Origin of the sequence: Nostoc sp. XA010 (genome assembly GCF_020829625.1) — a bacterium.
GTDB lineage: Bacteria > Cyanobacteriota > Cyanobacteriia > Cyanobacteriales > Nostocaceae > Nostoc.
In genome coordinates, this window is record NZ_JAIVFX010000001.1 from 169353 (window position 1) to 195575 (window position 26223).

Annotated in this window: 25 protein-coding genes, 1 tRNA gene and 1 other annotated feature; of the genes, 18 read left to right on the forward strand and 8 right to left on the reverse strand. The window is 43.0% G+C overall.

What is annotated here, in order from left to right; all coding sequences use genetic code 11:
• Positions 1 to 29 precede the first annotated feature (29 nt).
• The 3 genes from larB to argH all read left to right on the forward strand — a co-directional run bounded on the left by larB (position 30) and on the right by argH (position 2611).
• Complete coding sequence (gene larB, locus LC608_RS00715; protein ID WP_229551704.1) at positions 30 to 818, forward strand: nickel pincer cofactor biosynthesis protein LarB; 789 nt, start codon at positions 30 to 32, stop codon at positions 816 to 818.
• Positions 819 to 924: 106 nt separating this feature from the next.
• Positions 925 to 1134, forward strand: coding sequence for a hypothetical protein (locus LC608_RS00720; RefSeq protein WP_229551705.1), 210 nt, complete (start codon positions 925 to 927; stop codon positions 1132 to 1134).
• Positions 1135 to 1225: 91 nt separating this feature from the next.
• Positions 1226 to 2611, forward strand: coding sequence for an argininosuccinate lyase (gene argH / locus LC608_RS00725; RefSeq protein WP_229551706.1), 1386 nt, complete (start codon positions 1226 to 1228; stop codon positions 2609 to 2611).
• A 143-nt stretch (positions 2612 to 2754) separates the two neighbouring features.
• Here argH and LC608_RS00730 read toward each other — a convergent pair whose 3' ends face one another.
• Positions 2755 to 2922 (reverse strand): hypothetical protein, encoded by a 168-nt coding sequence (locus LC608_RS00730; protein WP_012412073.1) that lies wholly within the window; start codon positions 2920 to 2922, stop codon positions 2755 to 2757.
• 638 nt (positions 2923 to 3560) lie between these two features.
• On the opposite strand from LC608_RS00730, the gene LC608_RS00735 reads away from it, so the two are divergent.
• Positions 3561 to 4055, forward strand: a complete 495-nt coding sequence (locus LC608_RS00735) for an NUDIX hydrolase (RefSeq protein WP_229551707.1) — start codon at positions 3561 to 3563, stop codon at positions 4053 to 4055.
• Positions 4056 to 4246: 191 nt separating this feature from the next.
• Positions 4247 to 5089, forward strand: a complete 843-nt coding sequence (locus tag LC608_RS00740) for an alpha/beta fold hydrolase (RefSeq protein WP_229551708.1) — start codon at positions 4247 to 4249, stop codon at positions 5087 to 5089.
• 94 nt (positions 5090 to 5183) lie between these two features.
• Here LC608_RS00740 and LC608_RS00745 read toward each other — a convergent pair whose 3' ends face one another.
• A complete protein-coding gene (locus LC608_RS00745) occupies positions 5184 to 6035 on the reverse strand; it encodes a pantothenate kinase (RefSeq protein ID WP_229551709.1) in 852 nt (283 codons plus the stop codon).
• Positions 6036 to 6145: 110 nt separating this feature from the next.
• On the opposite strand from LC608_RS00745, the gene LC608_RS00750 reads away from it, so the two are divergent.
• Both LC608_RS00750 and LC608_RS00755 read left to right on the forward strand, forming a co-directional pair.
• Positions 6146 to 7870: a diflavin flavoprotein gene (locus LC608_RS00750; protein ID WP_229551710.1), complete on the forward strand. Its 1725-nt coding sequence runs from the start codon at positions 6146 to 6148 to the stop codon at positions 7868 to 7870.
• A gap of 140 nt (positions 7871 to 8010) precedes the next feature.
• Positions 8011 to 9723: a diflavin flavoprotein gene (locus LC608_RS00755; protein WP_229551711.1), complete on the forward strand. Its 1713-nt coding sequence runs from the start codon at positions 8011 to 8013 to the stop codon at positions 9721 to 9723.
• Between the two features lie 129 nt (positions 9724 to 9852).
• Here the strand turns inward: LC608_RS00755 and LC608_RS00760 are convergent, their stop codons facing one another.
• The 3 genes from LC608_RS00760 to LC608_RS00770 form a co-directional block, all read right to left on the reverse strand.
• On the reverse strand, positions 9853 to 10269 hold the full coding sequence (locus LC608_RS00760; RefSeq protein WP_229551712.1) for a hypothetical protein: 417 nt from the start codon (positions 10267 to 10269) through the stop codon (positions 9853 to 9855).
• 190 nt (positions 10270 to 10459) lie between these two features.
• Positions 10460 to 10789, reverse strand: a complete 330-nt coding sequence (locus LC608_RS00765; RefSeq protein WP_229551713.1) for an RNA-binding protein — start codon at positions 10787 to 10789, stop codon at positions 10460 to 10462.
• 252 nt (positions 10790 to 11041) lie between these two features.
• A complete protein-coding gene (locus LC608_RS00770) occupies positions 11042 to 11581 on the reverse strand; it encodes a phycobiliprotein lyase (protein ID WP_229551714.1) in 540 nt (179 codons plus the stop codon).
• Between the two features lie 590 nt (positions 11582 to 12171).
• On the opposite strand from LC608_RS00770, the gene LC608_RS00775 reads away from it, so the two are divergent.
• The 3 genes from LC608_RS00775 (at position 12172) to LC608_RS00785 (ending at position 18133) form a co-directional block, all read left to right on the forward strand.
• Positions 12172 to 13737, forward strand: coding sequence for an efflux RND transporter periplasmic adaptor subunit (locus tag LC608_RS00775; protein WP_229551715.1), 1566 nt, complete (start codon positions 12172 to 12174; stop codon positions 13735 to 13737).
• Between the two features lie 68 nt (positions 13738 to 13805).
• A complete protein-coding gene (locus LC608_RS00780; RefSeq protein ID WP_229551716.1) occupies positions 13806 to 17093 on the forward strand; it encodes an efflux RND transporter permease subunit in 3288 nt (1095 codons plus the stop codon).
• A 377-nt stretch (positions 17094 to 17470) separates the two neighbouring features.
• Entirely contained in the window at positions 17471 to 18133 is a 663-nt protein-coding gene (locus LC608_RS00785; protein WP_229551717.1) for a hypothetical protein, read from the forward strand.
• A 5-nt stretch (positions 18134 to 18138) separates the two neighbouring features.
• Here the strand turns inward: LC608_RS00785 and LC608_RS00790 are convergent, their stop codons facing one another.
• The 3 genes from LC608_RS00790 to LC608_RS00800 form a co-directional block, all read right to left on the reverse strand.
• The gene (locus LC608_RS00790) at positions 18139 to 19197 is read right to left on the reverse strand and encodes a glycosyltransferase family 4 protein (protein ID WP_229551718.1); all 1059 of its coding nucleotides are present in this window, start codon (positions 19195 to 19197) and stop codon (positions 18139 to 18141) included.
• A gap of 486 nt (positions 19198 to 19683) precedes the next feature.
• Positions 19684 to 20163 (reverse strand): hypothetical protein, encoded by a 480-nt coding sequence (locus LC608_RS00795; protein WP_229551719.1) that lies wholly within the window; start codon positions 20161 to 20163, stop codon positions 19684 to 19686.
• 538 nt (positions 20164 to 20701) lie between these two features.
• A complete protein-coding gene (locus LC608_RS00800) occupies positions 20702 to 21643 on the reverse strand; it encodes a glycosyltransferase family 2 protein (protein ID WP_229551720.1) in 942 nt (313 codons plus the stop codon).
• Positions 21644 to 21797: 154 nt separating this feature from the next.
• Between LC608_RS00800 and rplS the strand changes: the two genes are divergently transcribed.
• The 8 genes from rplS to rplL all read left to right on the forward strand — a co-directional run bounded on the left by rplS (position 21798) and on the right by rplL (position 26081).
• Positions 21798 to 22160 (forward strand): 50S ribosomal protein L19, encoded by a 363-nt coding sequence (rplS, locus tag LC608_RS00805; protein WP_012412089.1) that lies wholly within the window; start codon positions 21798 to 21800, stop codon positions 22158 to 22160.
• A 145-nt stretch (positions 22161 to 22305) separates the two neighbouring features.
• Positions 22306 to 22378, forward strand: a tRNA-Trp gene (locus tag LC608_RS00810).
• A 179-nt stretch (positions 22379 to 22557) separates the two neighbouring features.
• A complete protein-coding gene (gene secE, locus LC608_RS00815) occupies positions 22558 to 22779 on the forward strand; it encodes a preprotein translocase subunit SecE (protein ID WP_229551721.1) in 222 nt (73 codons plus the stop codon).
• Positions 22779 to 23420: a transcription termination/antitermination protein NusG gene (nusG, locus tag LC608_RS00820; RefSeq protein ID WP_229551722.1), complete on the forward strand. Its 642-nt coding sequence runs from the start codon at positions 22779 to 22781 to the stop codon at positions 23418 to 23420. The genes secE and nusG overlap by 1 nt, the downstream gene beginning before the upstream one ends.
• Before the next feature lie 6 nt (positions 23421 to 23426).
• The gene (gene rplK / locus LC608_RS00825; protein ID WP_100898684.1) at positions 23427 to 23852 is read left to right on the forward strand and encodes a 50S ribosomal protein L11; all 426 of its coding nucleotides are present in this window, start codon (positions 23427 to 23429) and stop codon (positions 23850 to 23852) included.
• A 116-nt stretch (positions 23853 to 23968) separates the two neighbouring features.
• Positions 23969 to 24682: a 50S ribosomal protein L1 gene (rplA, locus tag LC608_RS00830; protein WP_229551723.1), complete on the forward strand. Its 714-nt coding sequence runs from the start codon at positions 23969 to 23971 to the stop codon at positions 24680 to 24682.
• Positions 24683 to 24752: 70 nt separating this feature from the next.
• Positions 24753 to 24921: a sequence feature (ribosomal protein L10 leader region), on the forward strand.
• A 63-nt stretch (positions 24922 to 24984) separates the two neighbouring features.
• Entirely contained in the window at positions 24985 to 25596 is a 612-nt protein-coding gene (gene rplJ / locus LC608_RS00835; RefSeq protein WP_229551724.1) for a 50S ribosomal protein L10, read from the forward strand.
• 92 nt (positions 25597 to 25688) lie between these two features.
• Positions 25689 to 26081, forward strand: coding sequence for a 50S ribosomal protein L7/L12 (gene rplL, locus LC608_RS00840; RefSeq protein ID WP_229551725.1), 393 nt, complete (start codon positions 25689 to 25691; stop codon positions 26079 to 26081).
• The last annotated feature ends 142 nt before the right edge of the window (positions 26082 to 26223 follow it).

Sequence of the window (26223 nt, forward strand, 5' to 3'; positions counted from 1 at the left end):
AACATTTATAAAATTCAAACAAAAGACCAGTGTCTCAACATGAAACTTTGCGATCGCTCCTCGAAGCGGTTGCCAATGGTAAAGTTACGCCAGATAAGGCATTCGACTCTCTCAAAGATTTAACTTATGAATCTGTAGGTGAGTTTGCCAAAATTGACCATCATCGCCAGCTAAGAACTGGTTTCCCAGAGGTGATTTGGGGCCCTGGTAAGACTCCTGACCAAATTGCTCAAATTATCGAAGTGATGCGCCTCCGCAACCCGGTGGTGATGGCAACCCGCATTGAACCAGCAGTTTATACTGCACTGGAATCAAAAGTTAGCGGTTTACGATATTACGAATCGGCACGAATTTGTGCGATCGCTCCTCCTACCATCGAACCACAATTTGCAGGTGAAATTGGTATCCTTTCTGCTGGTACTGCCGATTTACCCGTTGCTGAAGAAGCTGCTGTCACTGCTGAACTTTCTGGTTTCCGCATCCAGCGCCTGTGGGATGTTGGCGTTGCGGGGATTCACCGCTTATTAAGTAACCGCCACCTGATTGAGTCCGCATCGGTGTTAATTGTCGTAGCGGGGATGGAAGGCGCTTTACCCAGCGTTGTTGCGGGTTTAGCGAGTTGTCCTGTGATTGCCGTACCCACCAGCATTGGTTATGGTGCAAGTTTTGGCGGATTAGCACCTTTATTGACAATGCTTAACTCTTGTGCTGCGGGAGTAGGCGTAGTAAATATCGATAATGGTTTTGGTGCAGCAGTTTTGGCGGGGCAAATTTTGCGGACTGCCGAGAAATTGCGGTTGGCATCGGCTGCATCTTGAGTTAAGACATTGAGGTTATATGCAATATTTCAGTAAATCTCAGGAATTTATCTAAAAAATAAACTGATACTGAATTTTGCCACCTCCAACCTCTTAATTATCAAATATGAGTCATTACAGCGATTTGATATCTCGGTTATATTGGCATTTGCCTGTAAATTTGACAACAGTACTAGCACAAACAATTACCGATCCAGACTTGATGGGTCAGATTGAGAAATCTTGGCGTCACTTTATACAAACAGGGCAGGTGTGGGCATTGTTGATTGGTTTAGTCATTGGCTATATGATTCGGAATCTAACTAGCTACGGTTAAAGAAATTTTAGATTTTGGATTTTAGATTTTAGATTAATCCAAAATCCAAAATCTAAAATCCAAAATTGATGCCCCTCCCTTCATAACATTTATGACCAAAGAAGAAACTTGGAGCCAGAGGTTTGAATCAGCATTGCATCCAGCGATCGCTCGTTTTAATGCCAGTATAGGTTTTGATATTGAATTAATCGAATATGATCTGACTGGTTCTCAAGCCCATGTCAAAATGCTCGCTCACACGGGCATCATCTCCCCAGAAGAAGGAGAGAAAGTGGTTGCAGGTTTAGAACAAATTCGCCAAGAGTACCGCCACGGAAAATTTCAGCCTGGTGTCGATGCTGAAGACGTACATTTTGCAGTTGAACGACGATTGACAGAAATTGTCGGCGATGTAGGTAAAAAGGTTCATACAGCGCGATCGCGTAATGACCAAGTTGGTACTGATACCAGACTTTACCTCCGCGACCAAATCCAACAAATTAAAAGGGAATTGCGAGAATTCCAAGGGGTTTTACTGGATATAGCTGAAAAAAACGTTGAAACCCTAATTCCTGGCTATACCCACCTACAACGCGCCCAACCCCTGAGTTTAGCTCACCACCTCTTGGCATACTTTCAAATGGCGCAACGTGACTGGGAACGCTTAGGAGACGTTTCTCGCCGCGTGAATATCTCACCTTTGGGATGCGGAGCTTTAGCGGGAACTACTTTCCCCATTGACCGCCATTACACAGCTAAACTATTGAATTTTGACGATATTTATGCTAACAGCCTCGATGGAGTGAGCGATCGCGATTTTGCGATCGAATTCTTGTGTGCTGCTAGCTTGATTATGGTTCACCTCAGCCGCCTTGCAGAAGAAGTCATTCTTTGGTCATCAGAAGAATTCCGCTTTGTCACCCTCAAAGATAGCTGTGCCACAGGTTCGAGTATCATGCCCCAAAAGAAAAACCCCGATGTGCCAGAATTAGTGCGGGGGAAAACGGGGCGTGTATTCGGTCATCTCCAGGCGATGTTAGTGATTATGAAGGGGCTACCCCTGGCGTATAACAAAGACCTGCAAGAAGATAAAGAAGGTCTATTTGATAGCGTCAATACAATCAAAGCCTCTCTCGAAGCAATGACGATTTTGCTCAGGGAAGGCTTGGAATTTCGTACCCAGCGATTAGCAGAAGCTGTGGCGGAAGATTTTTCTAACGCTACCGATGTAGCAGATTATCTAGCAGCACGGGGCGTTCCTTTCCGGGAAGCTTACAACCTTGTGGGTAAGGTGGTAAAAACTAGTATTGCCGCAGGTAAACTCCTAAAAGATTTGAAATTGGAAGAGTGGCAAGAACTACATCCGGCATTTGCAGCAGATATTTATGAGGCAATATCCCCCCGTCAAGTTGTGGCAGCCCGCAACAGTTACGGTGGTACTGGCTTTGTACAGGTTCGTAAAGCACTCATCGCTGCCCGCGCTCAACTGGCTCAATAGAAGGAGTGGGGATGAGGGAGCAGGGGGAGAATAACTAATGAATGGCCAATTCCCAATGCCCAATTCCCAAAAATAAATAAAGGCGTACATTTGTACGCCCTAAAAGATAAATAATCTAAATAAAAAGGCTTTAAGCAGAGAGCTTAGTCAGTGTCAGCTGCTGTTGCTGCGCCTTCTTCTTCTTCACTCTTGGGTGGTCTTTGTTGGAACCTTCTCTGCATTCTTCCTGTCGTAGTTCGTTTACGAAACTTTCTGGCATACGCCTGGTTCCGTAGCGCCTTTTCTTTTTTCGGGTTACGGCGCTTGGCCATGTTCACCTCATTAATAAACAACAAAAAAGTAGCAACTAGGCATCACGTAGGCAATATCAGTTACCAATGTTATTGATATACTTGTAGCCTAGTGCAGCAATAAATACGCTTTAAACAGTGTACTAGTCTATCGCGTTCAACCTTGTTCTGTCAATTATAATTTATAACTATCCCCACCACCCAGACGAAAAATACCTTTTATTTGATTCAAATTCGTCAAATAGATGTAAATTAGCTAACAAGTTGTTGTTCTTCGAACAAACTAATCAATATTATCAAGAATTAGATGACGGTTTCAAACCCCGCTTAATTGTCTCTTCTAAATTTTGGGTTAAAACTTATCATTCAGATTATTTTTTTTAATGTGTGCTGAAAAATATTAGCGATCGCTAGTTTGGGCAAGGCTAATGTTAATTTTAAACTGAAAAACTTTCTGATTTAACAAACTTTATGTATATATGAATACAGTGCTTCTCTAGAAACTTGATGTTAGAATCAATAATATTCTACGTAAATCGTCAGAATAAAATCTCAAACCGCAAACATTCTTGTATAAAATAAAACTCACCATAAATTTAATTAGTTGAGTTTATGTAAGTGGTAGAGAGCTATAGAATACAATACAAAAATTTTGAAGATTGAACGTTATTGCTTTTTTTCCGGCAGCTGTCCAGTCCACCCGTAGCTTATGGCGTATTGGACAAACAGTATTGGGTATTATATTTCGTCATCCCATTACTGGCACTAGTATCATCCCAATTTTACCCGATGGTCGCATAGTACTGATCCGGCGGCGTGATGATGGTCTTTGGGCATTGCCTGGAGGTATGGTGGATTGGGGAGAAGATATTCCCAATACAGCCCGCCGGGAATTGATTGAGGAAACCGGGCTAGAATTGGTGAAAATTAATCGTTTAGTAGGAGTTTACTCCGCGCCAGACCGTGATCCCAGAATCCATTCAATTTGTGTTGTGGTTGAAGCCGAGGTACATGGGACAATGAAAATTCAGGATACTTTGGAAGTTATGGAAATCCAAGCTTTCTCTCCCAATTTGCTACCTTCAGGACAAATGTCTCACGACCATACTCGGCAGTTGCAAGACTACTTGAATGGCTTGACAACACTGGCATAACAATATTTAGTCGTTTGTCATTTGTCATTTGTCATTTGCCGCCAAAGTATATGATCTAAGGAAGCTTCTCTATGAGACGCTAGTCGCGTTCGGCTCACGCTTCTGTGTTTGTAATTTGTCCAAAACTAAATGCTAATGACTAATGACTAATGACTATTTATTATGGTGCTAAAATTAACTACTAAATTAAAATGAATACATTATTCCGTAACTCGCGGATAAAGCTCTCTCAAGGGCTGATATTCTGGCGTGAAGTCGGTGAAAAAACTCCTATAATTTTTTTACATGGTGCTTGGAATGAGAGCAGCCAATGGTTATCTGTAATGGAGTCCCTTTCACAAGATTTCCATTGCTTTGCACTTGATTTGTTAGGGTTTGGTGAATCAGAAAATCCTAATATCCATCATTCGATAGATTTACAAGTAGAGTGTTTGGCTGAATTTTTGCAAGCAGTCAAGCTAGAAAAAGTCTACTTAATAGGGCATTCTCTTGGGGGCTGGATTGCTGCTAGCTATGCTTTAAAGTATCCAGAGAAACTTGATGGTGTGGTACTGCTAGCACCAGAGGGTGTAGAGATAGCAGGACAAGAAGAGTATTGTCGAAAGATGCGGCGATTATTGAATTATCCACCAATTATAGTTAAATTGTTGCGATCGCTAACTCCTTTCACTAAAATTCTGGGTTGGTATGAAAAAATTGCCCAGGATTTGCAATTACGTCAGGAATTGTTGCGTTACCCCATAGCTTGCCAGTTACTTTTCAAACGGCGACAAGCAGAAATTGAGGCGGAATTAGTGCAAAAGCGGCTTTACATGATAGATGTGCCGGTTTTTATTTTACAAGGTGGCCAAGATACACCAGATGCTTTAGCCAAGAGTCGGGTTTATGCTCAACTGATGCCGAAAGTCGAGTTAAAAATGATTGCTCATGCCGGAAATGACTTACCAGAATCTTGTGCTGGGGTTGTGGCTGTTGAGATTCGGGAGTTTATTCAAGGTATTTTAAAAAATCATAATTTCAACGAATTAAACTAGCTCATTCAGGGTTTGTTGCCAATCCACTACACATATTCCCTCGCTCTCAAACCGTGATATGTGTTTCAAGTTTGTTGTCACAACTATGACCTGATTAAAACTCTTCAATGGGATAATTGCCTGCTGTCATATCAGCCATTAGTATTTCGCGCATTCCCAAAAATATCAAATTAGGTTCTACAATCAAAGGTGCTGAAATTTCAGGATATAAGGCTTGTAGATAGTTTAATAATAAAGTGCGATCGCCTCCTTTAATCGCAATTTTTCCATTAGCAAATAATTGCAACCATGCTTCAATAAAATCTTTAATTCCAGCTAATATTGTATAAACTACTCCACTATAAATAGCTTCTGTAGTATTGAGAGCAAAACGTGCTGGTAGAGGCGCAATATTTTGCATTTCGACTAATGGTAATTGTCCAGTTTGCTGACCGAGGGTTGCAAATTGCAAACCTAATCCCGGCAAAATTGCACCTCCAACTAGACACTCATTAGCATCCGCAGCCGTAAAGGTTAGCGCTGTCCCAGCATCAATTACCAACATTGGAAAACCCCACGTTTTCCCCGCACCCCACAAAGCTAAAGCGCGATCAATTCCTAGTGTGGGATAAACACCTTTTAGCGGTACTTGGTCTAATGTAATAACATGAGTATTTGGGTAAGTTTGCCAAATAGCAGTTTGGCTGGGAACTACAGAGGCGACGAGGAGACGACAGAGGGACAAAGTGTTTGTTAGAGATTCACCTTGTGGAAAAATTTTCTCTAGTAAATCATTCAGGGTTTGACATTCAGTCAGTTGTTGTATAACAGACTCAGGTAGATGGTCAGTATCCCAAGCTGAGTAAAGCGTCTCGCCAACAAACAACGCCCAATGTAGCCGAGAGTTGCCAATTTCCAAAGCTAGCCAAATATTATCTGTGTTTTCTGGGTGCTTATGCGGTTTCACACTTTTAACTTTTTTAAGTCATTCATAGATTTTTTAATAAAAATTAACATTCATCCCGTGTCACAATAAAACAAGAGGAACAAATACTCATTGTGTCAAGGAGGGGAGTTATGGTAGCACTCACCGAAAAAACTGAAAAACGGCTCACCATACAGACTGTGGAAATCGCTCAAGAGACGACGGCTATTCGCTCTCTAGATTGGGATCGCGATCGCTTCGATATTGAGTTTGGTCTGCAAAATGGCACCACCTATAACTCGTTTCTCATCCGTGGGGAGCAGACTGCCTTAGTTGATACCTCCCACGAAAAGTTTCGTCAACTATACTTCGATACGCTCACCGGACTAATCAAGCCAACAGATATTGATTATTTGATTATCAGCCACACCGAGCCAGACCATAGCGGTTTAGTTAAAGATTTACTGCAAATGGCTCCCGAAATAACCGTTGTCGGTTCTAAGGTGGCGATTCAGTTTCTTGAAGATTTTGTACATCAGCCATTCAAAAGGCGGATTGTGAAAAATGGCGATCGATTAGATTTGGGCAATGGTCATGAATTTGAATTTGTGATTGCTCCAAATTTACACTGGCCGGATACCATTTTCAGCTTCGACCACAAAACCAAAACTCTCTATACCTGCGATGCTTTTGGGTTGCACTATTGCTCAGATAGCACCTTTGATGAAGACTTGGCGGCTATCGAAGAAGACTTTCATTACTACTACGATTGCTTGATGGGGCCGAATGCCCGATCAGTTTTATCTGCCCTGAAACGAATGGGTGAACTCAAAACCATCGATATGATTGCCACAGGACACGGGCCATTATTATCCCATAATGTTGAGGAACTAGTTGGACGTTACCGCACTTGGAGCCAAACCCAAACTAAGCCAGAAACGGTAGTTGGGATATTTTACGTTTCCGAATACGGATATAGCGATCGCCTCGTGCAAGCAATTGCCAGCGGTATCGGCAAAACTGGTGTAGCCGTGGAAATTGTCGATTTGGGATCTGAAGTCGATTTACAAGAACTGCGGGAACTAGTTAGCCGTTGTGCTGGGCTAATCGTTGGTTTACCTCCGGCTTCTGGCGCTGCGAGCATCCAATCTGCACTCAGCACAGTTTTAGGATCTGCCAAAGAAAAGCAAGCTATCGGCGTATTTGAAACCGGCGGTGGCGATGATGAACCAATAGATCCTTTGGTGAGTAAATTCCGCAATTTGGGTTTGACAACGGTTTTTCCAGCAATTCGGATTAAACAAACACCTACAGAAAATACCTACAAGCTGTGTGAAGAAGCGGGTACAGACTTAGCTCAATGGGTAACACGCGATCGCAGCATCAAAGCTATGAAATCTCTTGGTGCTGACTTAGATAAAGCATTAGGTAGACTTAGCGGTGGATTGTATATCATTACTGCCAAAAAAGGCGATGTATCCAGTGCGATGTTAGCCTCCTGGGTTGCTCAAGCCAGCTTCAAACCCTTAGGATTTTCCATTGCAGTAGCCAAAGATCGGGCAATTGAATCACTCATGCAAGTAGGCGATCGCTTTGTTCTCAACATATTAGAAGAAGGCAATTTCCAACCACTAATGAAACACTTTTTAAAACGGTTCGCCCCTGGTGCCGATCGCTTTGAAGGAGTGAGAACCCAACCAGCCGAAAATGGTGCGCCTATCCTCAACGACGCCCTCGCCTACATGGAGTGCGAAGTTGTCAGTAGAATGGATTGTGGTGACCATTGGGCAGTATACAGTACCGTCTACGCCGGACGAGTTTCTAAGCCAGATGCTTTAACTGCTGTGCATCACCGCAAAGTTGGTAATCATTATTAAAGAAGGTACTGGTGACTAGGGATTGGGGATTAGGTATCAGCAATTAAATATTGGAGATTGAATATTAAGTATCGAGAATAACTTTCCCAGTCCCCAGCCCCCAGCCCCCAATCCCCAATCCCCTATTCCCCAATAAAGCTATGTCAACAAATAAACCCCGTGATGTTCAAGTTTATCCAATAGCTACAGATACAAGAATACTGCGATCGCGCAGTTGGTCAAGGCTCAGATTTGAAATTGAATATGCTCTTGCTAAGGGTACAACTGCTAATTCTTATTTAATAGAAAGCGAAAAAACTGCCATTATCGATCCTCCAGGGGAAACGTTTACGGAAATTTATTTAAAAGCGTTGCAGCAACGTTTCTATCTCGAAGAGTTAGATTATGTAATTTTGGGACACGTCAACCCCAACCGCGCTGCAACTTTAAAAGCTTTGTTGAAAATTGCCCCGCAAATCACTTTTGTTTGTTCTAATCCAGGGGCGATAAATTTACGTGCGGCGCTGGAAAATCCAGATTTGCAAATTCTTGTAATGCGGGGCGAAGAAACCCTAGATTTAGGCAACGGGCATAATTTACAATTTATTCCCACCCCCAATCCCCGCTATGCAGATCAACTCTGCACCTACGATCCGCAAACGGAAATTCTGTACTCAGATAAGTTATTTGGGGCGCATGTTTGCGGAGATCAGGTATTTGATGAAGGCTGGGAAGTATATAACGAAGATCGGCGCTATTATTTTGATTGCCTCATGGCTCCCCACGCTCGTCAAGTTGAAACAGCGCTGGAGAAACTAGCTGATTTCCCCGTGCGAATGTATGCAACTGGACACGGGCCTTTGGTACGCTATGGCTTAATTGACCTGACCAAAGCTTATCGAGAATGGAGTCAACAGCAAACTTCTGCTGACTTGACAGTAGCGTTGATTTATGCATCAGCTTATGGGAATACGGCAACATTAGCCCAAGCGATCGCTCGTGGCATTACAAAAGCTGGCGTTGCTGTAGAATCGATTAACTGCGAATTTACTGAACCAGAAGAAATCCGGGCGGCTGTAGAGAAAGCCGATGGTTTCATAATCGGTTCTCCAACTCTCGGCGGTCATGCACCTACACCCGTGCAAACAGCTTTAGGAATTGTGCTATCCACCGCTACTAATAATAAACTCGCTGGTGTTTTTGGTTCCTTTGGCTGGAGCGGGGAAGCAGTTGATTTAATCGAAGGTAAATTGAAAGATGCTGGCTATCGGTTTGGTTTTGACACCATCCGCGTAAAATTCAAACCCGACGATGCTACCTTACAATTATGTGAAGAAGCCGGAACCGACTTTGCCCAAGCTTTGAAGAAAGCTAGAAAAGTGCGAGCGCCAAGTCAACCTGCTACTAATGTAGAACAAGCAGTTGGTCGGATTGTGGGTTCTCTTTGTGTTCTCACAGCAAAAGAAGGCGATCGCTCCAGTGCCATGTTAGCCTCTTGGGTATCTCAAGCTAGCTTTAGTCCCCCTGGCTTAACCATAGCTGTAGCTAAAGAACGTGCAGTAGAAACACTGACGCATACAGGAAATAAATTTGTCCTCAACATTCTTAAAGAAGGCAATCATTTGGGATTGATGAAGCACTTCCTCAAACCATTCGGCCCAGGACAAGACCGATTTGCTGACGTTGCTGCCGAAGAAGCTGAAAACGGTTCTCCCATACTTACCGATGCCCTAGCATATCTTGAATGTTCCGTACAAAACCGGATGGAATCTGGCGACCACTGGTTGGTTTATGCAACTGTCGAGAATGGTAAATTGTTAGATACTGATGGGGTTACAGCTGTGCATCATCGCAAGTCGGCAACTCATTATTAATTAGGTATTGGGGACTGGTTATTAGGAAATTCTTACCTAGTACAGGTCGGCGGAAATAAACCGTCCATTCAAAATGAACGAAACGCTTACGCTGTATTTATTTTGACTTTTGACTTCCGCTTTACGGTACTAGTCTTTAGGATTTTCCACAATCCCCCCACCTGATTCTAATAATTGAAGAGCTTCAGCCTTCGACATAACAGCCGTAGCAATGAGATCAGATCCTCCGCCCAAACGTGCAAGGACTCTGATAACTTCACCATTCTCATCTTGTATAGTCACAATGTAGCTTTTCGTCATGGTCACGACTTTAGCCCCAGCTATAACTTCCACTCCCTTGCTTCTTGTCTGAACTATCAGGACTTGCCCCTCCTCCAAAACCTGTCTGTCAATAACCTCATCAGAAGCTTCTGGGTTATGAAGTGCAGAATTTACTGGGTGAAAATCAGAAGATTGAGCTGTAGAAATCTCTATAAGTAGCGCTCCAATAAGAGCAACCATACTTGCCACCAGAAGTACGTAGATATTAGATAGTTTAATTTGCATTATCTTCTTAGACCGTTACTTATACAAGTATAGTAAGGGTAAATGCCTTATGCTAATAGCACCTACATTGATGTAGTTACTTGTCATTCTACTGATTAATATTCACCAGTCAAGTTTTGCATAAAAAAGGCTCAGGCATTAATGCCTGAGCCTTTTCTAGATTAAACTAAATCACTTTCGCCTACTTAGCTTAGTAGCGACCACGGTTGTAGCCGCCGCCGCCGCCGCCGCCACCACGATTACCACCACCACCGAAGGAACCACCTCCACCTCGGTCTTCTCTGGGCTTGGCCTTATTCACTTTAAGGTCACGACCCAACCATTCAGCACCATCAAGGGCTTCAATGGCTTTGGTTTCTTCATCTTCTGAACTCATTTCCACGAAAGCAAAGCCGCGTAAACGACCTGTTTCACGGTCAGTAGGTAACTGAACACGCTTTACAGCACCATATTCTGCAAATACAGCACTTAGCGCATCTTGTGTAACTTCATAGGAGAGGTTACCAACGTAAATTGACATCAAATGTCTCCAAAATCATAAGTTTGTAGAGATTTAGATTTCGGAGAGAAGTCTGTAATACCAAAAGGAAAAAGCCTGTCAATACTAAAAACAAACACTGTCGCCGAATTAATTCTCATTTCACTTCCCATGATGACATAGCAATTAACTTTCTGGGGGAAATTTTCAAAACTGTTATAAAAATTTATATAGCAGTCCGCTTTGATTTTTGAAAGTATTTGCGTAGACAGGGAGTAGGGAGTAGGGAAAAAGCTAATCTATTCTCTTTTCTAAATATTGCCCAATCATCAACTGCTCACCAGCACGAGAGATGATCGTCTGTCTGGTGCGGTATTTGCTGCCAATTAGCTTTAACTCTTCCTCAAACACTGAACCGTTGTATTCAGTATGCAAACAGAGCGTTTTTGGGTTGGAGAAATAATACTGGGCGGTGACTGGTTTGGATATGGCAAAACCGCGATCGCGATACAAAATGTTTCCCATTACCCCAAATATTGTTGAACCTTGGGATTCTTTTTTTGTCTTCAGCACATCTGTACTTTCCCATACAACTGCTGCACCACAGATTAAACTACCTGCATCAGACAAATCGTGCATCTGAGCTAGCTTTTGCAATTCATCACAGCCCTGCTCTAAAAAATTAATCGTAACGATACTTTCAATCTCCTTAGTTTCTCCCGTCGGTAGGGTGTAGTAGCGTCGTTGGGATTCCCATTTCCCTGCTGATTCCTGGAAAAATTCGGAAATTTGGGATTCATCAGTGGTTTGTACGATTTTGAGCAATGATGTCACGCCTTACCTTCCTCACCTAATGCAAATATATATCTGGCAAAAAAGTTCATTCTTGCTGTTGTTGCTATGGTACTTATCGCCCTGTTCTTGCCATATTACGCAAGGGGGGTAAGAAAAAATAGTGTTCTCCGCTACATTATAAACCTAAAAAGCAATAAATCTTTAATATTCTTAACAAAAAAATAAATTTTATAAGTATAAATACTTATAAAAGAATGAAAAGTAAGATATAAAAACAAGGGTAATTCTTGTAATACCGCCCATCTTAGGATATGAGGCAAAAAGTTTCATATCTTTAGAAAAACCTAGGTTTCTCCTATGGGTAGATTTCAGAAAACTGACAAATATTTATACTTTGTTTATAATTGATTATCTGCAAGAAGATTTTCTACCTCTGCGTAGGAAGTAGAGCGGTGAGAAGTGTTGGATTTCCATGGGAAAACAGTAATTTCTGCTATAGAAAGTTACTGTTAGGCAGCTTATGAATTCTCGCCGTTTTTCGTTAATGATATCTCTCAAAATTACTTGGTAAAACACGGCTGTTTAACCCCAAAAGCTCCCCAATAAGAGAAAAATAAATGATTTTGGATATGAATAAGCCGCACAAGCAGGTGAAAATAACAGATCCGGTAGCCGCCAACCAGCTCATTAATATCCAGTTAAATTCAGTTGTGGATACTGAGGTAGCTATGCCTGGGGCGGGCTGGGCCTACGCAGATTTAAAGAGTAGACTTCTTGCAAACAGCACTAGTGCAACAGGTGAAAAAGGTAAAAAAGAAAATTACTTACTTTCCTCTACCTCTGTAAAAAGTTTATTCATTTCTTGCTTGGTAGGTATAGCACTGCTGACGACAAGTTGCGGCTCGTCGCCCAAAGAATCAGCAGATGCACAATCTCAGAGTCCTGCTAATAGGGAACGCGGTGGTGCAACACCTGTAGATGTGGCGATCGCTCGAACTGACTTGCTCGAAAAACAACCAGAATATACAGGTAATACAACACCCTTTCGGATTGTATCAGTGCGATCGCAAGTGGAAGCACGGCTGTTGGCTTTGAACTTAGATGTGGGCGATACAGTAAAACTTGGGCAAAACGTCGGCCGGTTAGATGATGCCATACTTTTGACCGAATTAAAGCAAGCAGAAGCAGAGCTAGCAGCTCTCAAATCAGAAGTAGCTAGGGCAACAAATCAGGTAAGCAATGCCCGTGCTGACGTTGAACGGGCGCGGCTAGAAGTGGTACAAGCTCAGGCAGACTCAGAACGGCAGCAGAGGTTGTTCAAAGCTGGAGCGATCGCTGAACAAACTGCCCAGCAATCACGTACCCAGGCAAAAACAGCAGCCCAGGCACTACGGGCAGCCCAAGAGCAGGTTCGTACAGAACAGCAAGCCGTCGCTGCTGCCCAAGGTAGAGTACTTGCCCAGCAGGCATTGGTTGCTCAAACCAAAGAGCGCAGGTCTTACGCTCAACTGACATCCCCCATCACTGGTATAGTCACAGAAAAGGTGACAGAACCCGGCAACCTTCTGCAAGCAGGTAGCGAAGTCTTAAAAATTGGCGACTTTAACCGTGTCAAAGTAGTTGTGCAGGTTTCCGAGTTAGAACTGGCACAAATTCAGGTTGGACAGTCTGTACAAGTCCGCTTAGATGCCTTCCCGGATCAAGCATTAATTGGCAGAGTTACCCGCATTTCCCCAGCTGCCGATGCCACAGCTCGCTTGATACCTGTAGAAGTAGTGATTCCCAACACTCAAGGCAAAATTGGTAGTGGATTGCTGGCGCGAGTCAATTTTGAAAACCAGACGCAACAGCGCGTAGTAGTGCCGCAAACAGCTATTCAAAAACAAGCAGGCACTAAGAACTCCAAGGGTACAGGGGAGACGCAAACAAATGTACCGCAGGACTCTTCTCCAGCTAACACATCTGGTGTGGCAGAGGCAAAGTCACAAGACCAAAGTGGGGAAATATTTGTCGTCCAAGACACAGAAGGCAAAACTAAGGTAACAGCACGAGCCGTAATGTTGGGAAAAAGGGCTGATGCGAGAGTGGAAATTTTATCCGGTTTGCAAACGGGAGAGCGCTATGTTGTTCGTAGTGGTAAGCCGTTAAAAGAAGGTGACACTGTAAGTCTTTCAATTCTTTCAGAAAAGCAATAGTAGGGTGAGTAATAACCACCATACCAAGGAAAAAAGTACTTAGTAGTCAGCACTTATCACTTAGTATCATGCAACAGGCGAACAATAATAATGGCAATGGCGGATTTAGTCTTAGTGCGATCGCTATCCGCCAACACATTGGCACACTCATGCTCACCGTGGCAGTAGTTGTCATTGGAGTATTTTTTCTCACCACGATCCAAGTCGATCTGCTACCGGCTATTACCTATCCGCGAATTGGTGTCCGGCTAGAAGCCCCAGGTATTTCACCAGAAGTAGCAGTAGATGAAATCACCAGGCCGTTAGAAGAAGCTTTATCGGCAACCGAGAATGTAGTGCAAGTTTTTTCCCGCACGCGCGAAGGTCAGGTAAGCCTCGATTTATACTTCCAACCAGGGGGCGATATTGACCAAGCCCTAAACGATGCTACTGCTGCTTTTAACCGAGGTCGAGGACAACTCCCAGATACGATAGAGGAGCCGCGCTTATTCAAAGTCGATCCTTCCCAATTACCGGTTTATGAATTGGCATTGACATCTGCTTCTTTGCCAGGTAAAGATTTACGCGTATTTGCTGATGAAGAGTTAACGCGTGAACTCAGTGTCGTGCCGGGAGTCGCTTCAGTCGATGTATCTGGTGGTGCTGAGGAAGAAGTACGGGTGCTTGTTGACTTGAACCGATTGCAAGCTTTAGGTGTCGGGTTAAATGATGTCTTAGATGAATTAACAGCCCGTAACCAAGATACTTCTGGTGGTCGGATTCTAGGGCAAAATTCCGAGCCATTAACTCGCACTGTAGGACGCTTCCAAAATGCCAGCGAAATTGAAAACCTTTCCTTGGAAGTTTCCTCTTCTTCTCCCAGTACCGCTAATACCACTAATACCACTACCACTACTACGACTACTACCCCTGCACCCTCTCGCCGCGTCTACTTGCGAGACTTTGCGGAGGTAATTGACGATACAGAAGACCAGCGAGTATTTGTTTACCTCAACCGTCAGCCTGCGGTGAAATTTTCAATTCAAAAGCAGCCAGAGGCCAACACAATTACCGTTGTAGATGCTGTGAAGCGGCGAATTGAACAATTACGACAATCGGGTTTAATTCCAGCAGATATGACTTTGAGTCCCACCACAGATGAATCTGTTTTTATCCGCAATTCTTTAAATGATGTCATCTTTTCGGGGATTTCTGGAGCATTGCTAGCAGCAGCAGCAGTGTTGTTATTTTTGGGATCATTCAGACAAACATTGATTATCAGTTTGACGATTCCGTTGTGTACTCTGGCAGCGATCGCTTTGATGAAAATCTTTGGCTTGACTTTGAATGTATTCAGTTTAGCAGGTCTGACATTAGGAGTCGGTCAAGCAATTGATACATCGGTTGTGATTTTGGAGAACATTTCTGAAAAAGCAGGGATGACTCCCAATCAAAAAGAGATGGAGGCAGAGGGGCAGAAGAAAAATTCCAAATTCTTTATTGACAGTGCCATTAATGCTTCCCAAGAAGTAGAATCTGCTTTAGTTGCTGCTACAGGTGCCAACTTAGTATCTGTAGTGCCATTCCTGTTAATTGGCGGCTTTATTGCACTGCTATTTAATGAACTGATTCTAACAATTAGCTTCGCAGTCGCAGCATCCCTTGTCGTCGCCATCACAGTAGTGCCGATGCTATCTTCTCGACTCTTGGGAATTCGCTGGTCTAGTCGGATTAGTGAATTTTGGCTGCTTAGACAATTTAATCACCGATTTGAAGATGCTACACGGGGATACAGTAACTTCTTAACCAAGGTTTTACGCTATCGGCTTCTTGTCGTTATCGCTGCTTTGGTAATTTTAGGCGGCAGTAGCTTCTTTATGTTTGGTCAAATTCCCCAAGAAATTTTACCCCGGATCAGTACTGGTCAAGCTAACTTAAGAGCGCAGTTTCCTCCCGGTACACCTTTAGCAACTTCTGAGAAAGTTATGCAAATTGTCGATGACATTTTGCTCAGACAACCAGAAACCGAGTCTGCTTTCACAACTGTGGGTGGTTCTTTGTTTGGTAGCAATACTACAGAAAATCCTTTACGTGCCAGTAGCACTATCAATTTAAAACCAGGCACAGATGTTGAAGCTTTCGTCAAAAAAGTAACTCAGGAATTTAACAAACTCAACTTAGCAGGAATTCTGCTGCGCCTCAATCCTGGTCAGGTGCGGGGTTTAATCTTAAGTAATTCTCCAGTGCAAGGGTCAGACGTTGACGTGATTCTGCAAGGTGAGAATGAAGAAAACTTAACGCAAGCAGGGGCGCAAGTACTGCAAGCATTACAAGAAAGGGCAAAATTAGCGACATTCCGGCCAGATGCCGACCCCCGGCAACCAGAAATCCAAATTCGCCCCGACTGGGAACGCGTTTCGGCATTAGGGTTGAGCGCTCAACAAATTGGTGCCACAGTTCAAACAGCAATTGAAGGTTCAGTTCCCACGCAAATTCAACGCGGTAATCGTTTAGTTGATGTGCGGGTACAGCTAGATAAAGAAGCAATTGCGCGTCCTTCCCAGCTAGAACAATTACCATTATTTACAGAAAACAATCAACTAATCCGCCTTTCAGATGTTGCGAACATTCAAGAAGGTCAAGCCCCTGGTGAGGTACAACGGATTAATCAGCGTCAAGCTTTTATTGTGGCAGGCAACCTGAGCGAGGGAGCTAGTCTTGGTGAAGCGATCGCAGAAGTCAACGAGGTACTCAAGGATGTAGACTTACCTGATGGGGTTTCAATTGTGCCTAGTTCTGCCGAAGAAACTAATCAGCAACTTCAGGATGCTTTAAAAACTTTGGGAGCGTTGGCAGTGTTCTTAATCTTTGTAGTCATGGCGGTGCAATACAATTCGCTGATTGACCCATTGGTAATTATCTTCACCGTACCACTGGCGTTAGCTGGGGGGATTTTTGGACTTTACATTACCAAAACAGCAATTGGCGCAACTGTAATTGTTGGTGTCGTCCTGCTGGTGGGAATTGTGGTGAACGCAGGAATTTTAATGGTAGAACTGGCGAACCAAATTCGAGATGAAATTGGTTGTACTCGCCAAATTGCCATTATGAAAGCTGCTCCTCAACGCTTGCGCCCAATTATCATGACTACAGTCACCACTATTTTAGGACTGTTTCCTTTAGCATTGGGCATTGGCGAAGGTTCTGAGTTTTTGCAGCCTTTAGGGATTGTAGTTTTCTTTGGAATGGCGATCGCTACAATGTTGACATTGTTTATCATCCCCTGTTTTTATATTCTGCTACACGATTTGCTAGGTGGGAATTGGGCAAAGCCAGTGTTAAGCCGGTTGCGTGGATTTACGAAAAAATTGATTTGAATCCCTGATAGGGATTAAATTTTTCAAAACGTTCTACGCTGGAATTTAAATTAACGTGATTTGCCAACGAAAAAACTTGTTGGTAGATCGCGTTAAACTTAGCTTTTTTCAAGTTCACATATTGTCTAATCTGTCAACGCATAAGTTCTAATTTACATTTTTTATAAAGATTAGGTAAAATTACTAGTTATTTTGATAAGGCATTACAAGAATTGTTTTATAACTCAAGCTATGAGTAGATATAAACTCATTGAGCAGGCACACATTAACCACTATTTATCTAGCAGGTAAATAGCGGTTGAAAAGTGAGCTTTTGCTGTTTGATTTAACCCACGCGGTATAGTATTCTCTCAATCAATAATAAAGAGGACAGAAATATGACTACAATAGCAACCAAAATAGCCTTATCTGTTCTAGGAGCAGTAGGAATTAGTTTTTCGTCTTTGACACCAGCCACAGCCTTCATCTTGGTAGAACCCATCGTGACAACTCAAAATGAAAGCATACTTAAAACGAAAAAACCAAGAACCCTTGGGCCAGAGTTTCAACCAGGACAAGTAATAGAATATGGTGTCTCAGATGTAGCTAATAACTTTCTAAATGACACTGGGTACGATATAGAAAGCTTGGTCTTTGATTTAAAAACCCTTGCCTATAGTAATCCAGATTCTAGTCCCGTATTTGATAATGAGCCGGTGCAATGGGGAGATGTTAATGGAGATGGGAAGATTGGTTACTCTAATAACCCTGAACTAAAGGATATTTTTTCAGACGTTACCATAAAAGATAACATCATCACTTTTAGTGGTGGCGTAATCCCAAAGGGAACCCTGTTTTACAATCCATTCGCTACCAACCCCAATGTATCACCAGGTGCTGGAATCATTCCACCAGTGCCAACAGAGCAAGTGGATAAAGATGGGCCAATCAGAGTGGGTAGTCATTACACTGCTGTTCCTGAATCAACTAATGTTTTGGGTGTACTAGTATTTGGCGCTTTAGGTGTAGCTTTAAAAGTAAAGCGATCGCTACACTCTTAACGCTCTCACTCTGTAATTAATTCACGATACACCGCTAGTGTTTCCTGATGGACGCGGGCAACACTCAGCCACTCTAGGTTGTGATTTGCCCGTTGTTTCCATTCGTGCAGCATATCGGCATTACTCAGTAATTGCACTAAAACTCCAGCCAAAGCATTACTATCTTTTGCTGGTACTAAAAGTCCTGCTTGTCCATTGTCCAAAGCTTCAGGGATTCCGTCTACCTGAGTGCCAACGATCGCAGTTCCAGCTTCCCTAGCTTCCGAAAGTACCAAGGGGCAAGGATCGCGGTGAGAAGCTAGCACAAATATGTCACAAGATATCAGATAGCGTTGAGGTTCCGCCTGGAAGCCTTCAAAATGAATGCGTTCTTTTACAGAAGTTGCTTGTGCCTGTGCCTCAAATAGCTGTTTATCAGGGCCATTTCCTACCAAATAAAGATGCGCTTGAGGAAAATCTGAGGCAATTTGTTCAAAGGCAGCGATTAACTCAGCGATTCCCTTGCGTTGATACATCCCGGCTACAGTTGCGATCGCTGGACGTTGTAATGGTAAAGGTTGATAATCTTGTATTTGTCGCGTGCGGGGGCTGCCCAAAGTTCCGTTACATATTACCCGCAACTTGTTTTCGGAAATACCGCGCCGTGCCATAGAATCTCGCACCGCCTTGCTAACGGCAATTACCCTGTCAGCTAAACCCATCAACAAACTAGAACGCTGAAATTCATTGTGGACTGTGGAAACTAAAGCATATTTATGCCCTTTAAAAATGCGGGCTAGGATGACTCCCGTCATCATGTGGGCATGAACGATATCCGGCTGAAATTCTGCTGCGATCGCCAGGTAACGCACAGCTGCTTTAATAATACTTATCGGTTTCCTGGTTTGGTCTAGTTGGTAGTGTTTGACACCAAATATATTTAGTAATTTCTCATATTCACCACCAGCCGAAATAACCGCTACCTCATAACCAGATTTTGCTTGTAAACAAGCCAGATCCACAGCCACATTCACAATTCCGTTACCTATTTCTTGAACGTGGTTCAAAATATGTATGATTCGCATAATCTTTAAGATATGTATAAAAAATTAAGATAAGTAACTGAGTATCAATCAACATAATTATTAAGGTCTTCAGCGACAACTCAAAAGTAGTCAGTAGTGCATAAAATTCACAACTTGCTACTGACTAAGAGCACTTCTAACTAGTTACTTAGCTTAAAGATTTATTCAGTAACGGCTCAAGAAATCGGGGTAAAACTCCAAAATTCTGAAAATCCATTCAACACAGCGATTGCCAAAACAGAGATAGGATTTAGTCACGCGATAGGGGAAGCAACCAGGGCAAACGCATCTAAAGTATAAGAATCCTTTAATAGCAAGGGTTTCAGCGTTTTTAAATTTAGCCTATTTTTTCGTCAAGATCCTTATCCAGCAGGGGTTTCAGAAATGCCGTGCGTTCGCCCTGGGGAAGCAACATCTATAACAAAGGCATCCTCAGCGTTGGTTTGTATATGGATTCTTTGGGACAATTTATCCTTTGGAAGCCCCTTAGTCAGCGACTTGCCAACGCAAGTAAGGACGAGAACTTACTATACCTGTAGCCCTAATGCCGCTTGGTTTACTAGGAGTATCTTTTGGTAGCTGTACGCGAAAGAAAAGATAGCCTTTTTTTAACCGTACCTGATAACATCCAAGTTCTTGCTCCCTAGCACTACCAACGCAGCCAGCATAAGCTTTTTTCAAGGGTGCTTTATATTCAGCAAACTTTTCGCTTGATGCTACTAACTTCGCGGAGCCTGCAATTGGCAAGGTATCAGCAATAACTGTAGTTTCTGAACCACCTTTATAGAGGAGCACAGTAGTCCAAAGACCGATAGTTTTTGGACAAGCTCCACTTTGACGTTGTACGTTCAAAACGTTATTTGGTGAAGTGTTTGGTAGCGTGGGCTTTTGTCTTGCAGCAAAAGTAGGAGCAGCCACAAGCAGTGTTGATAACAAACCAAATGTTGTTAATCGTATCACATTCATAGTTTTATCTAAGTGTGTAAAGTTTCAAACTTGAGAATCTCAAAATTTTTGGATACTCTTATCTACCAAATCAGGTGGCTGTATTCCAGATTTACCTGACAGTTTTTGCGAAAAACAACCTCCTAGTAAGCTACATAGCAGCTTAATTGTTTATATTAAGAATTGTTTGAAACTTGACTTTTCAAGAATCGTAGAAAGTCTTATTAAGCAAAGCCTTACGATTTCCTGACTCCTGAGCTAATTTTAGATTTTAAATTTTTGATTTTGGATTGAAGATTCAAAATCAAAAATTTAAAAAGGTTTGAGAGCAAGCTTGCTTTATACTTGCTCCGCGTCGATCTTGCTACGTGGAATAATTCTAGGACTTACGCAAAAAATCTCTCAAACTCTGATTTCTCGGTGCCCTCTGCGCCTCTGCGGTTCGTTATTCCGTAACTCATGCGTAAGTCCTAAATTCTTTAATCCAGAATCTAAAATCTAAAATCTAAAATCTAAAATCCAAAATGGTGTGACTCCTGAATTCTGTTTTGTTAAAAAATTACGGCTCAATCAACACAAGTTTACGAACCAAAGAATTGTTCCCTTGACGGCGTGATGAAGCAGCAGTTAGCAAAAACTTCCAAGACTGAGGAGAAAGTACGGACGCATCTATCATTGAAAGAAAACTCTTGATATTTTTTTGCTTTAGTGCTACTAAAATCCAATGAAGTTTCAGGTAATTTTTTATATCCTGAAACACGGGAATCTTTGAGCGATGTTGGTCACTTACCAAGGCGTAAATTTTTTCCTTCATCAAAATATTTGTCGCCAAGCGCCGAGACAAAGAAAACTTTTGATTATAGGCACCAGTCCAGACAGTACGGTAAGCAAGACACTGATTAAGGAAAATAGCATCGCCAAACTGGGCAATCCGAATCCAGGAATCGATGTCATCACAGTTAGCATCAAGTGTGGAGTCCCAACCACCACTTTTTAGAAAAGCATCACGTCGGGAAGCAACTTGTACAGGTGTGCCAAATGGTACAAGCTCTAAGAGCATACCGTAGTGAATATCGGCTTGTGGGATATAAAAAGCTAAACCGGGGCCAACTTGGGGAGTGCGACTGAGTTCAACTTCATGCTCATCCACCTGAGCCGCCACACAAGAGCAGATTACAGCATCGGGACGAAGTGCGATCGCCTTAATCATCTCTTCTATGCAGTTGGGTGCTAAATAGTCGTCATCATCTAAAAACTTAATCCAGTCGCCGCTAGCTTTGGCAACTCCAGCATTTACCGTTGCTGCATGGCCCTGGTTCACTTCATTACGATGGTAAACAACCTTGTCCCCTAAACTTTTAATATAGGTTTGGGTATCATCAGAAGAACAGTCATCGGCAACAACCACCTCACACTGGATTGTTTGGTTACGAGCCGAATCAATTGCTCTTTGGAGCAAATTCAAGCGATTATAGGTACTGATGACGACGCTAAACTTCATAAATTTCACCCCTGTGTTACGGCATTCTGCAATATAGCTTTGAACTTTAGGCTGTTGTATCAGTAAAATTATTAATCCTAACAAGTAGACTGAAATAGGATTATCGATTTATCATTGATGATCGTGAGATTTTTTTTAAGCAGACAGAAAGACTATGAGCGCTCAAGAGATTATCCGCTCGATTGAAGCGGAACAGCTAAAATCGAATCTGCCCGACATTTATGTGGGCGACACAGTAAAAGTAGGAGTGAAAATCAAGGAAGGCGAAAAGTACCGTGTACAACCCTACGAGGGAGTAGTGATTGCCAAGCGCAACGGTGGCATCAACGAAACGATTACAGTCCGTAAGGTTTTTCAAGGTGTGGGCGTTGAGCGGGTGTTTCTGTTGCATTCTCCCCGGATTGACAGCATCAAAGTATTACGTCGTGGTAAGGTACGCCGTGCTAAACTGTATTATCTCCGCGATCGCGTAGGTAAGGCAACCCGGATCAAGCAACGGTTTGACCGCCCTTTGTGATTCGTCCTTCAATAGTATGAGAGAAATCTTAAGCGGCATCTGCCGCTAACTTGTTTTCTCGACGAAATTAAGGTATGATAAAAATCGCGTGTTGCGTTAAACTGAAACTTAGTTCAGCGCAATAACTGAATCAAAAACAGCTTGTGCGCTCTTAGTTCAGTTGGTAGAACGCAGGTCTCCAAAACCTGATGTCGGGGGTTCAAGTCCTCCAGGGCGCGCTCAAGAGCAAAAAACAAAGCCCGAAATAATTACGCGACTGCTAATATAGCAGTTAGCGATAATAATTTCGGGTAAACTTATTGTATTTGTAGTTGTTTTGCTTTCAGTAAGTGAAATAAAGTCGAAACTGCAAACCTGAATGACCAAAATTAAGTGACAAACGGGAGAATTAAGGGTCGTGGCCAAAAAAAGTGAAGCAGAATTGCCAGAAACCACAAATGGGTTTAGCTTTAACAACTTCATACAGGGAACCAAAGAAGAACTTGAAAAAGTCGTTTGGCCCAGTCGGAAACAGATAGTGAGCGAATCCGCAGCTGTGTTGTTAATGGTTACACTCTCTGCATCTTTGATATACTTGGTCGATGGATTGTTTGGTTGGGCAGCAAAACAGGTGTTCTGATGACTTTTGCAACAGACGAACCTCGCAACTCCACGTTCCAGTCGGAGGAAACAGCAGAAACAGCAGAAGCAGCGTCAAAAGAAGCACGCTGGTATGCAGTGCAAGTAGCCTCAGGCTGTGAAAAACGTGTAAAGACAAACTTAGAGCAACGCATTCAAACTTTTGATGTAGCCGACAAAATTGTTCAGGTAGAAATTCCGCAAACGCCGGCGGTGAAAATCCGCAAAGATGGCAGTCGCCAGCATACAGAAGAAAAAGTTTTCCCTGGCTATGTGCTGGTGCGGATGATGATGGATGATGATACCTGGCAGGTGGTACGAAATACCTCCCATGTAATTAATTTTGTTGGTGCAGAACAAAAGCGTGGTAGCAGTAAGGGTCGCGGTCATGTGAACCCCATACCATTGAGTTCTTCAGAAGTCGAACGTATATTCAAACAAACCAGCGAACAAGAGCCGGTTCTCAAAATTGACATGGCTACTGGTGATAAGATAATGGTGCTTTCTGGCCCATTTAAAGATTTTGAAGGCGAGGTAATTGAAGTTTCTCCAGAACGGAGTAAACTTAAAGCCTTGCTCTCAATTTTCGGCAGGGATACACCAGTAGAACTGGAATTTAATCAGGTAGAGAAACAGAGTTAAATACAAATGGCGAAGAAAGTAGTGGCGGTCATTAAACTGGCCCTGAATGCTGGAAAAGCCAACCCAGCACCGCCAGTGGGACCCGCCTTGGGTCAACATGGCGTTAACATCATGATGTTCTGCAAAGAGTACAACGCCAAAACAGCAGACCAAGCTGGAATGGTGATACCTGTAGAAATTTCGGTTTTTGAAGACCGGAGTTTTACATTTGTACTCAAAACGCCACCAGCATCAGTGCTGATTCGGAAGGCGGCAAAAGTTGAAAAAGGCTCTAATGAACCCAACAAAAAGAAGGTTGGGTCAATTAGCAAAGCCCAATTGCAAGAAATAGCCCAAACGAAACTCCCTGATCTTAATGCCAACGACATAGATGCGGCAATGAAGATTGTGGCAGGAACGGCTAAAAATATGGGTGTAACAATCACGGATTAGTCATTGGTCATTGGTCATTAGTCATTAGTCAAAAGCTAGCGACAAAGGACAAAGGACAAGTAACGAAAAATTATCGGGGGAGAGGCGAAGCTTCGGAATTACCCCAGGAGAACAAAATGCCAAAAATATCGCGTCGTTTGCAAGGACTGCAAGCAAAAGTAGAAGATAAGGACTATCAGCCTTTAGAGGCTTTAGCCCTCCTCAAAGATACAGCAACAGCTAAATTTACCGAAGCTGCGGAAGCGCATATCCGGCTGGGAATTGACCCTAAGTATACAGACCAGCAGTTGCGGACAACGGTAGCATTGCCCAAAGGTACAGGACAAATCGTCCGGGTAGCGGTGATTGCCAGAGGCGAAAAGGTCAACGAAGCAAGCAACGCTGGTGCTGATATAGTCGGTTCAGAAGAGCTGATTGACGAAATCCAAAAAGGTAGAATGGATTTTGACAAGCTGATTGCCACACCCGATGTGATGCCACAGGTGGCAAAATTGGGTAAGTTGCTTGGGCCGCGTGGTTTGATGCCATCGCCCAAGGGTGGAACCGTAACATTTGATTTAGCAGGTGCGATCGCAGAATTCAAAGCTGGTAAATTGGAATTCCGAGCTGATCGAACTGGCATTGTCCATGTTATGTTTGGTAAGACAACATTCTCTCCTGAAGATTTATTAGTCAACCTGAAGGCATTGCAGGAAACGATCGACCGTAACCGTCCTTCAGGGGCTAAAGGTCGTTATTGGCGCACATTTTATGTGTCAGCCACAATGGGGCCATCGATTAAAATTGATGTCACCGCCCTACGAGATTTGAAACTGAGCGAAGCAGGTTAATAAGAGTTATGAGTTATAAGTTAGGAGTTAAGAATAAAACTTCTAACTCCTAACTACTCACTCCTAACTTTAAATTAAATAGGCAAAGCCGGAGACAGCAGGTGCTAATAGCTTAAATATCCTGCCGAGGTTAAAACTCTAATAGTCAGAATTACCACCCTTAAAGGTGTGATAACTATGGCGTCAAGAGTCTTAATACTCGACCCCGGCTAGATTAGCTGGGGTTTGTTGTTTGGGTTCAGGTTTAGAAGAAACGTACAAGTAGGGCACTTCACCGATTATTTTAAGGAGGTGAGATTGGAATGGGTAGAACACTAGAAAATAAAAAAGAGATAGTAGCTGACCTCAAAGAAACTTTGAGTGAGTCAACTCTGGCACTGGTAATAGAGTATCAGGGACTAACTGTTGCTGAAATTAGCGATTTACGGCGGCGGCTGCGTCCCAGTGGTACTGTTTGTAAGGTGACGAAGAACACCCTAATGGGCATTGCCATTAAAGATGATGAAAAATGGCAACCTATGTCGGAATTACTTAACGGTTCTTCCGCCTTTTTGCTGGTAAAAGAAGATTTTTCATCGGCAATTAAGGCATACCAAGAATTCCAAAAAGTCACCAAGAAAACAGAACTTCGTGGTGGTGTACTGGAAGGTCGCCTACTCAAAGAACCTGATGTCAAGGTACTGGGAGACTTGCCATCTAAGGAACAACTCATCGCCCAAATTGCTGGGGCTATCAACGCCTTGGCTACCAAGATTGCTGTGGGTATCAACGAAGTTCCTGGTTCACTGGCTCGTGCTTTGCAGGCTGTGTCCGAACAAGAGCAAAGTGGTGGTAGCACTGATGCTGCTGTTCAAGATAGCAGTACCCAAGCCGCTACTGAAGCTGATAGTAGCACCGAAACTGCTGCTGAATAGACTTCATGGTTCATCAGTCAAAAGTCAAAAGTCTATAGTTAAAGGCTAATGACTATGACTAATAAATAATCAAAATTACAGGAGTTATATCAATGTCTGCTGCAACCGATCAAATTTTAGAACAACTAAAAACCCTTTCTTTGTTGGAAGCTTCTGAGTTAGTCAAGCAAATTGAAGAAGCTTTTGGCGTGAGTGCTGCTGCACCTGTTGGCGGCATGATGATGATGCCTGGTGCTGCTGGTGCTGCTCCGGCTGAGGAAGCTGTTGAGCAAACCGAGTTTGAAGTGATTCTCGAATCAGTACCAGCTGATAAGAAGATTGCCGTGCTGAAGATTGTCCGGGAATTGACCGGTTTGGGTCTGAAAGAAGCGAAAGACTTGGTAGAAGCTGCGCCCAAGGCAGTTAAAGAAGGTCTTGCTAAGGATGCTGCTGAAGATGCTAAGAAGCGCATCGAAGAAGCTGGCGGTAAGGTGACTGTTAAGTAGTCACAATTTTATTACCAGTTTTTGATTAAGGAGCCTAACTTAGGCTCCTTTTTTTGTTGTTAGTCAAATTAAGTATGATTTCCGGTCAACCAGTAGAACTACAAAAACTACTATAGCGATTCTCATTTGAATGAGGTACATG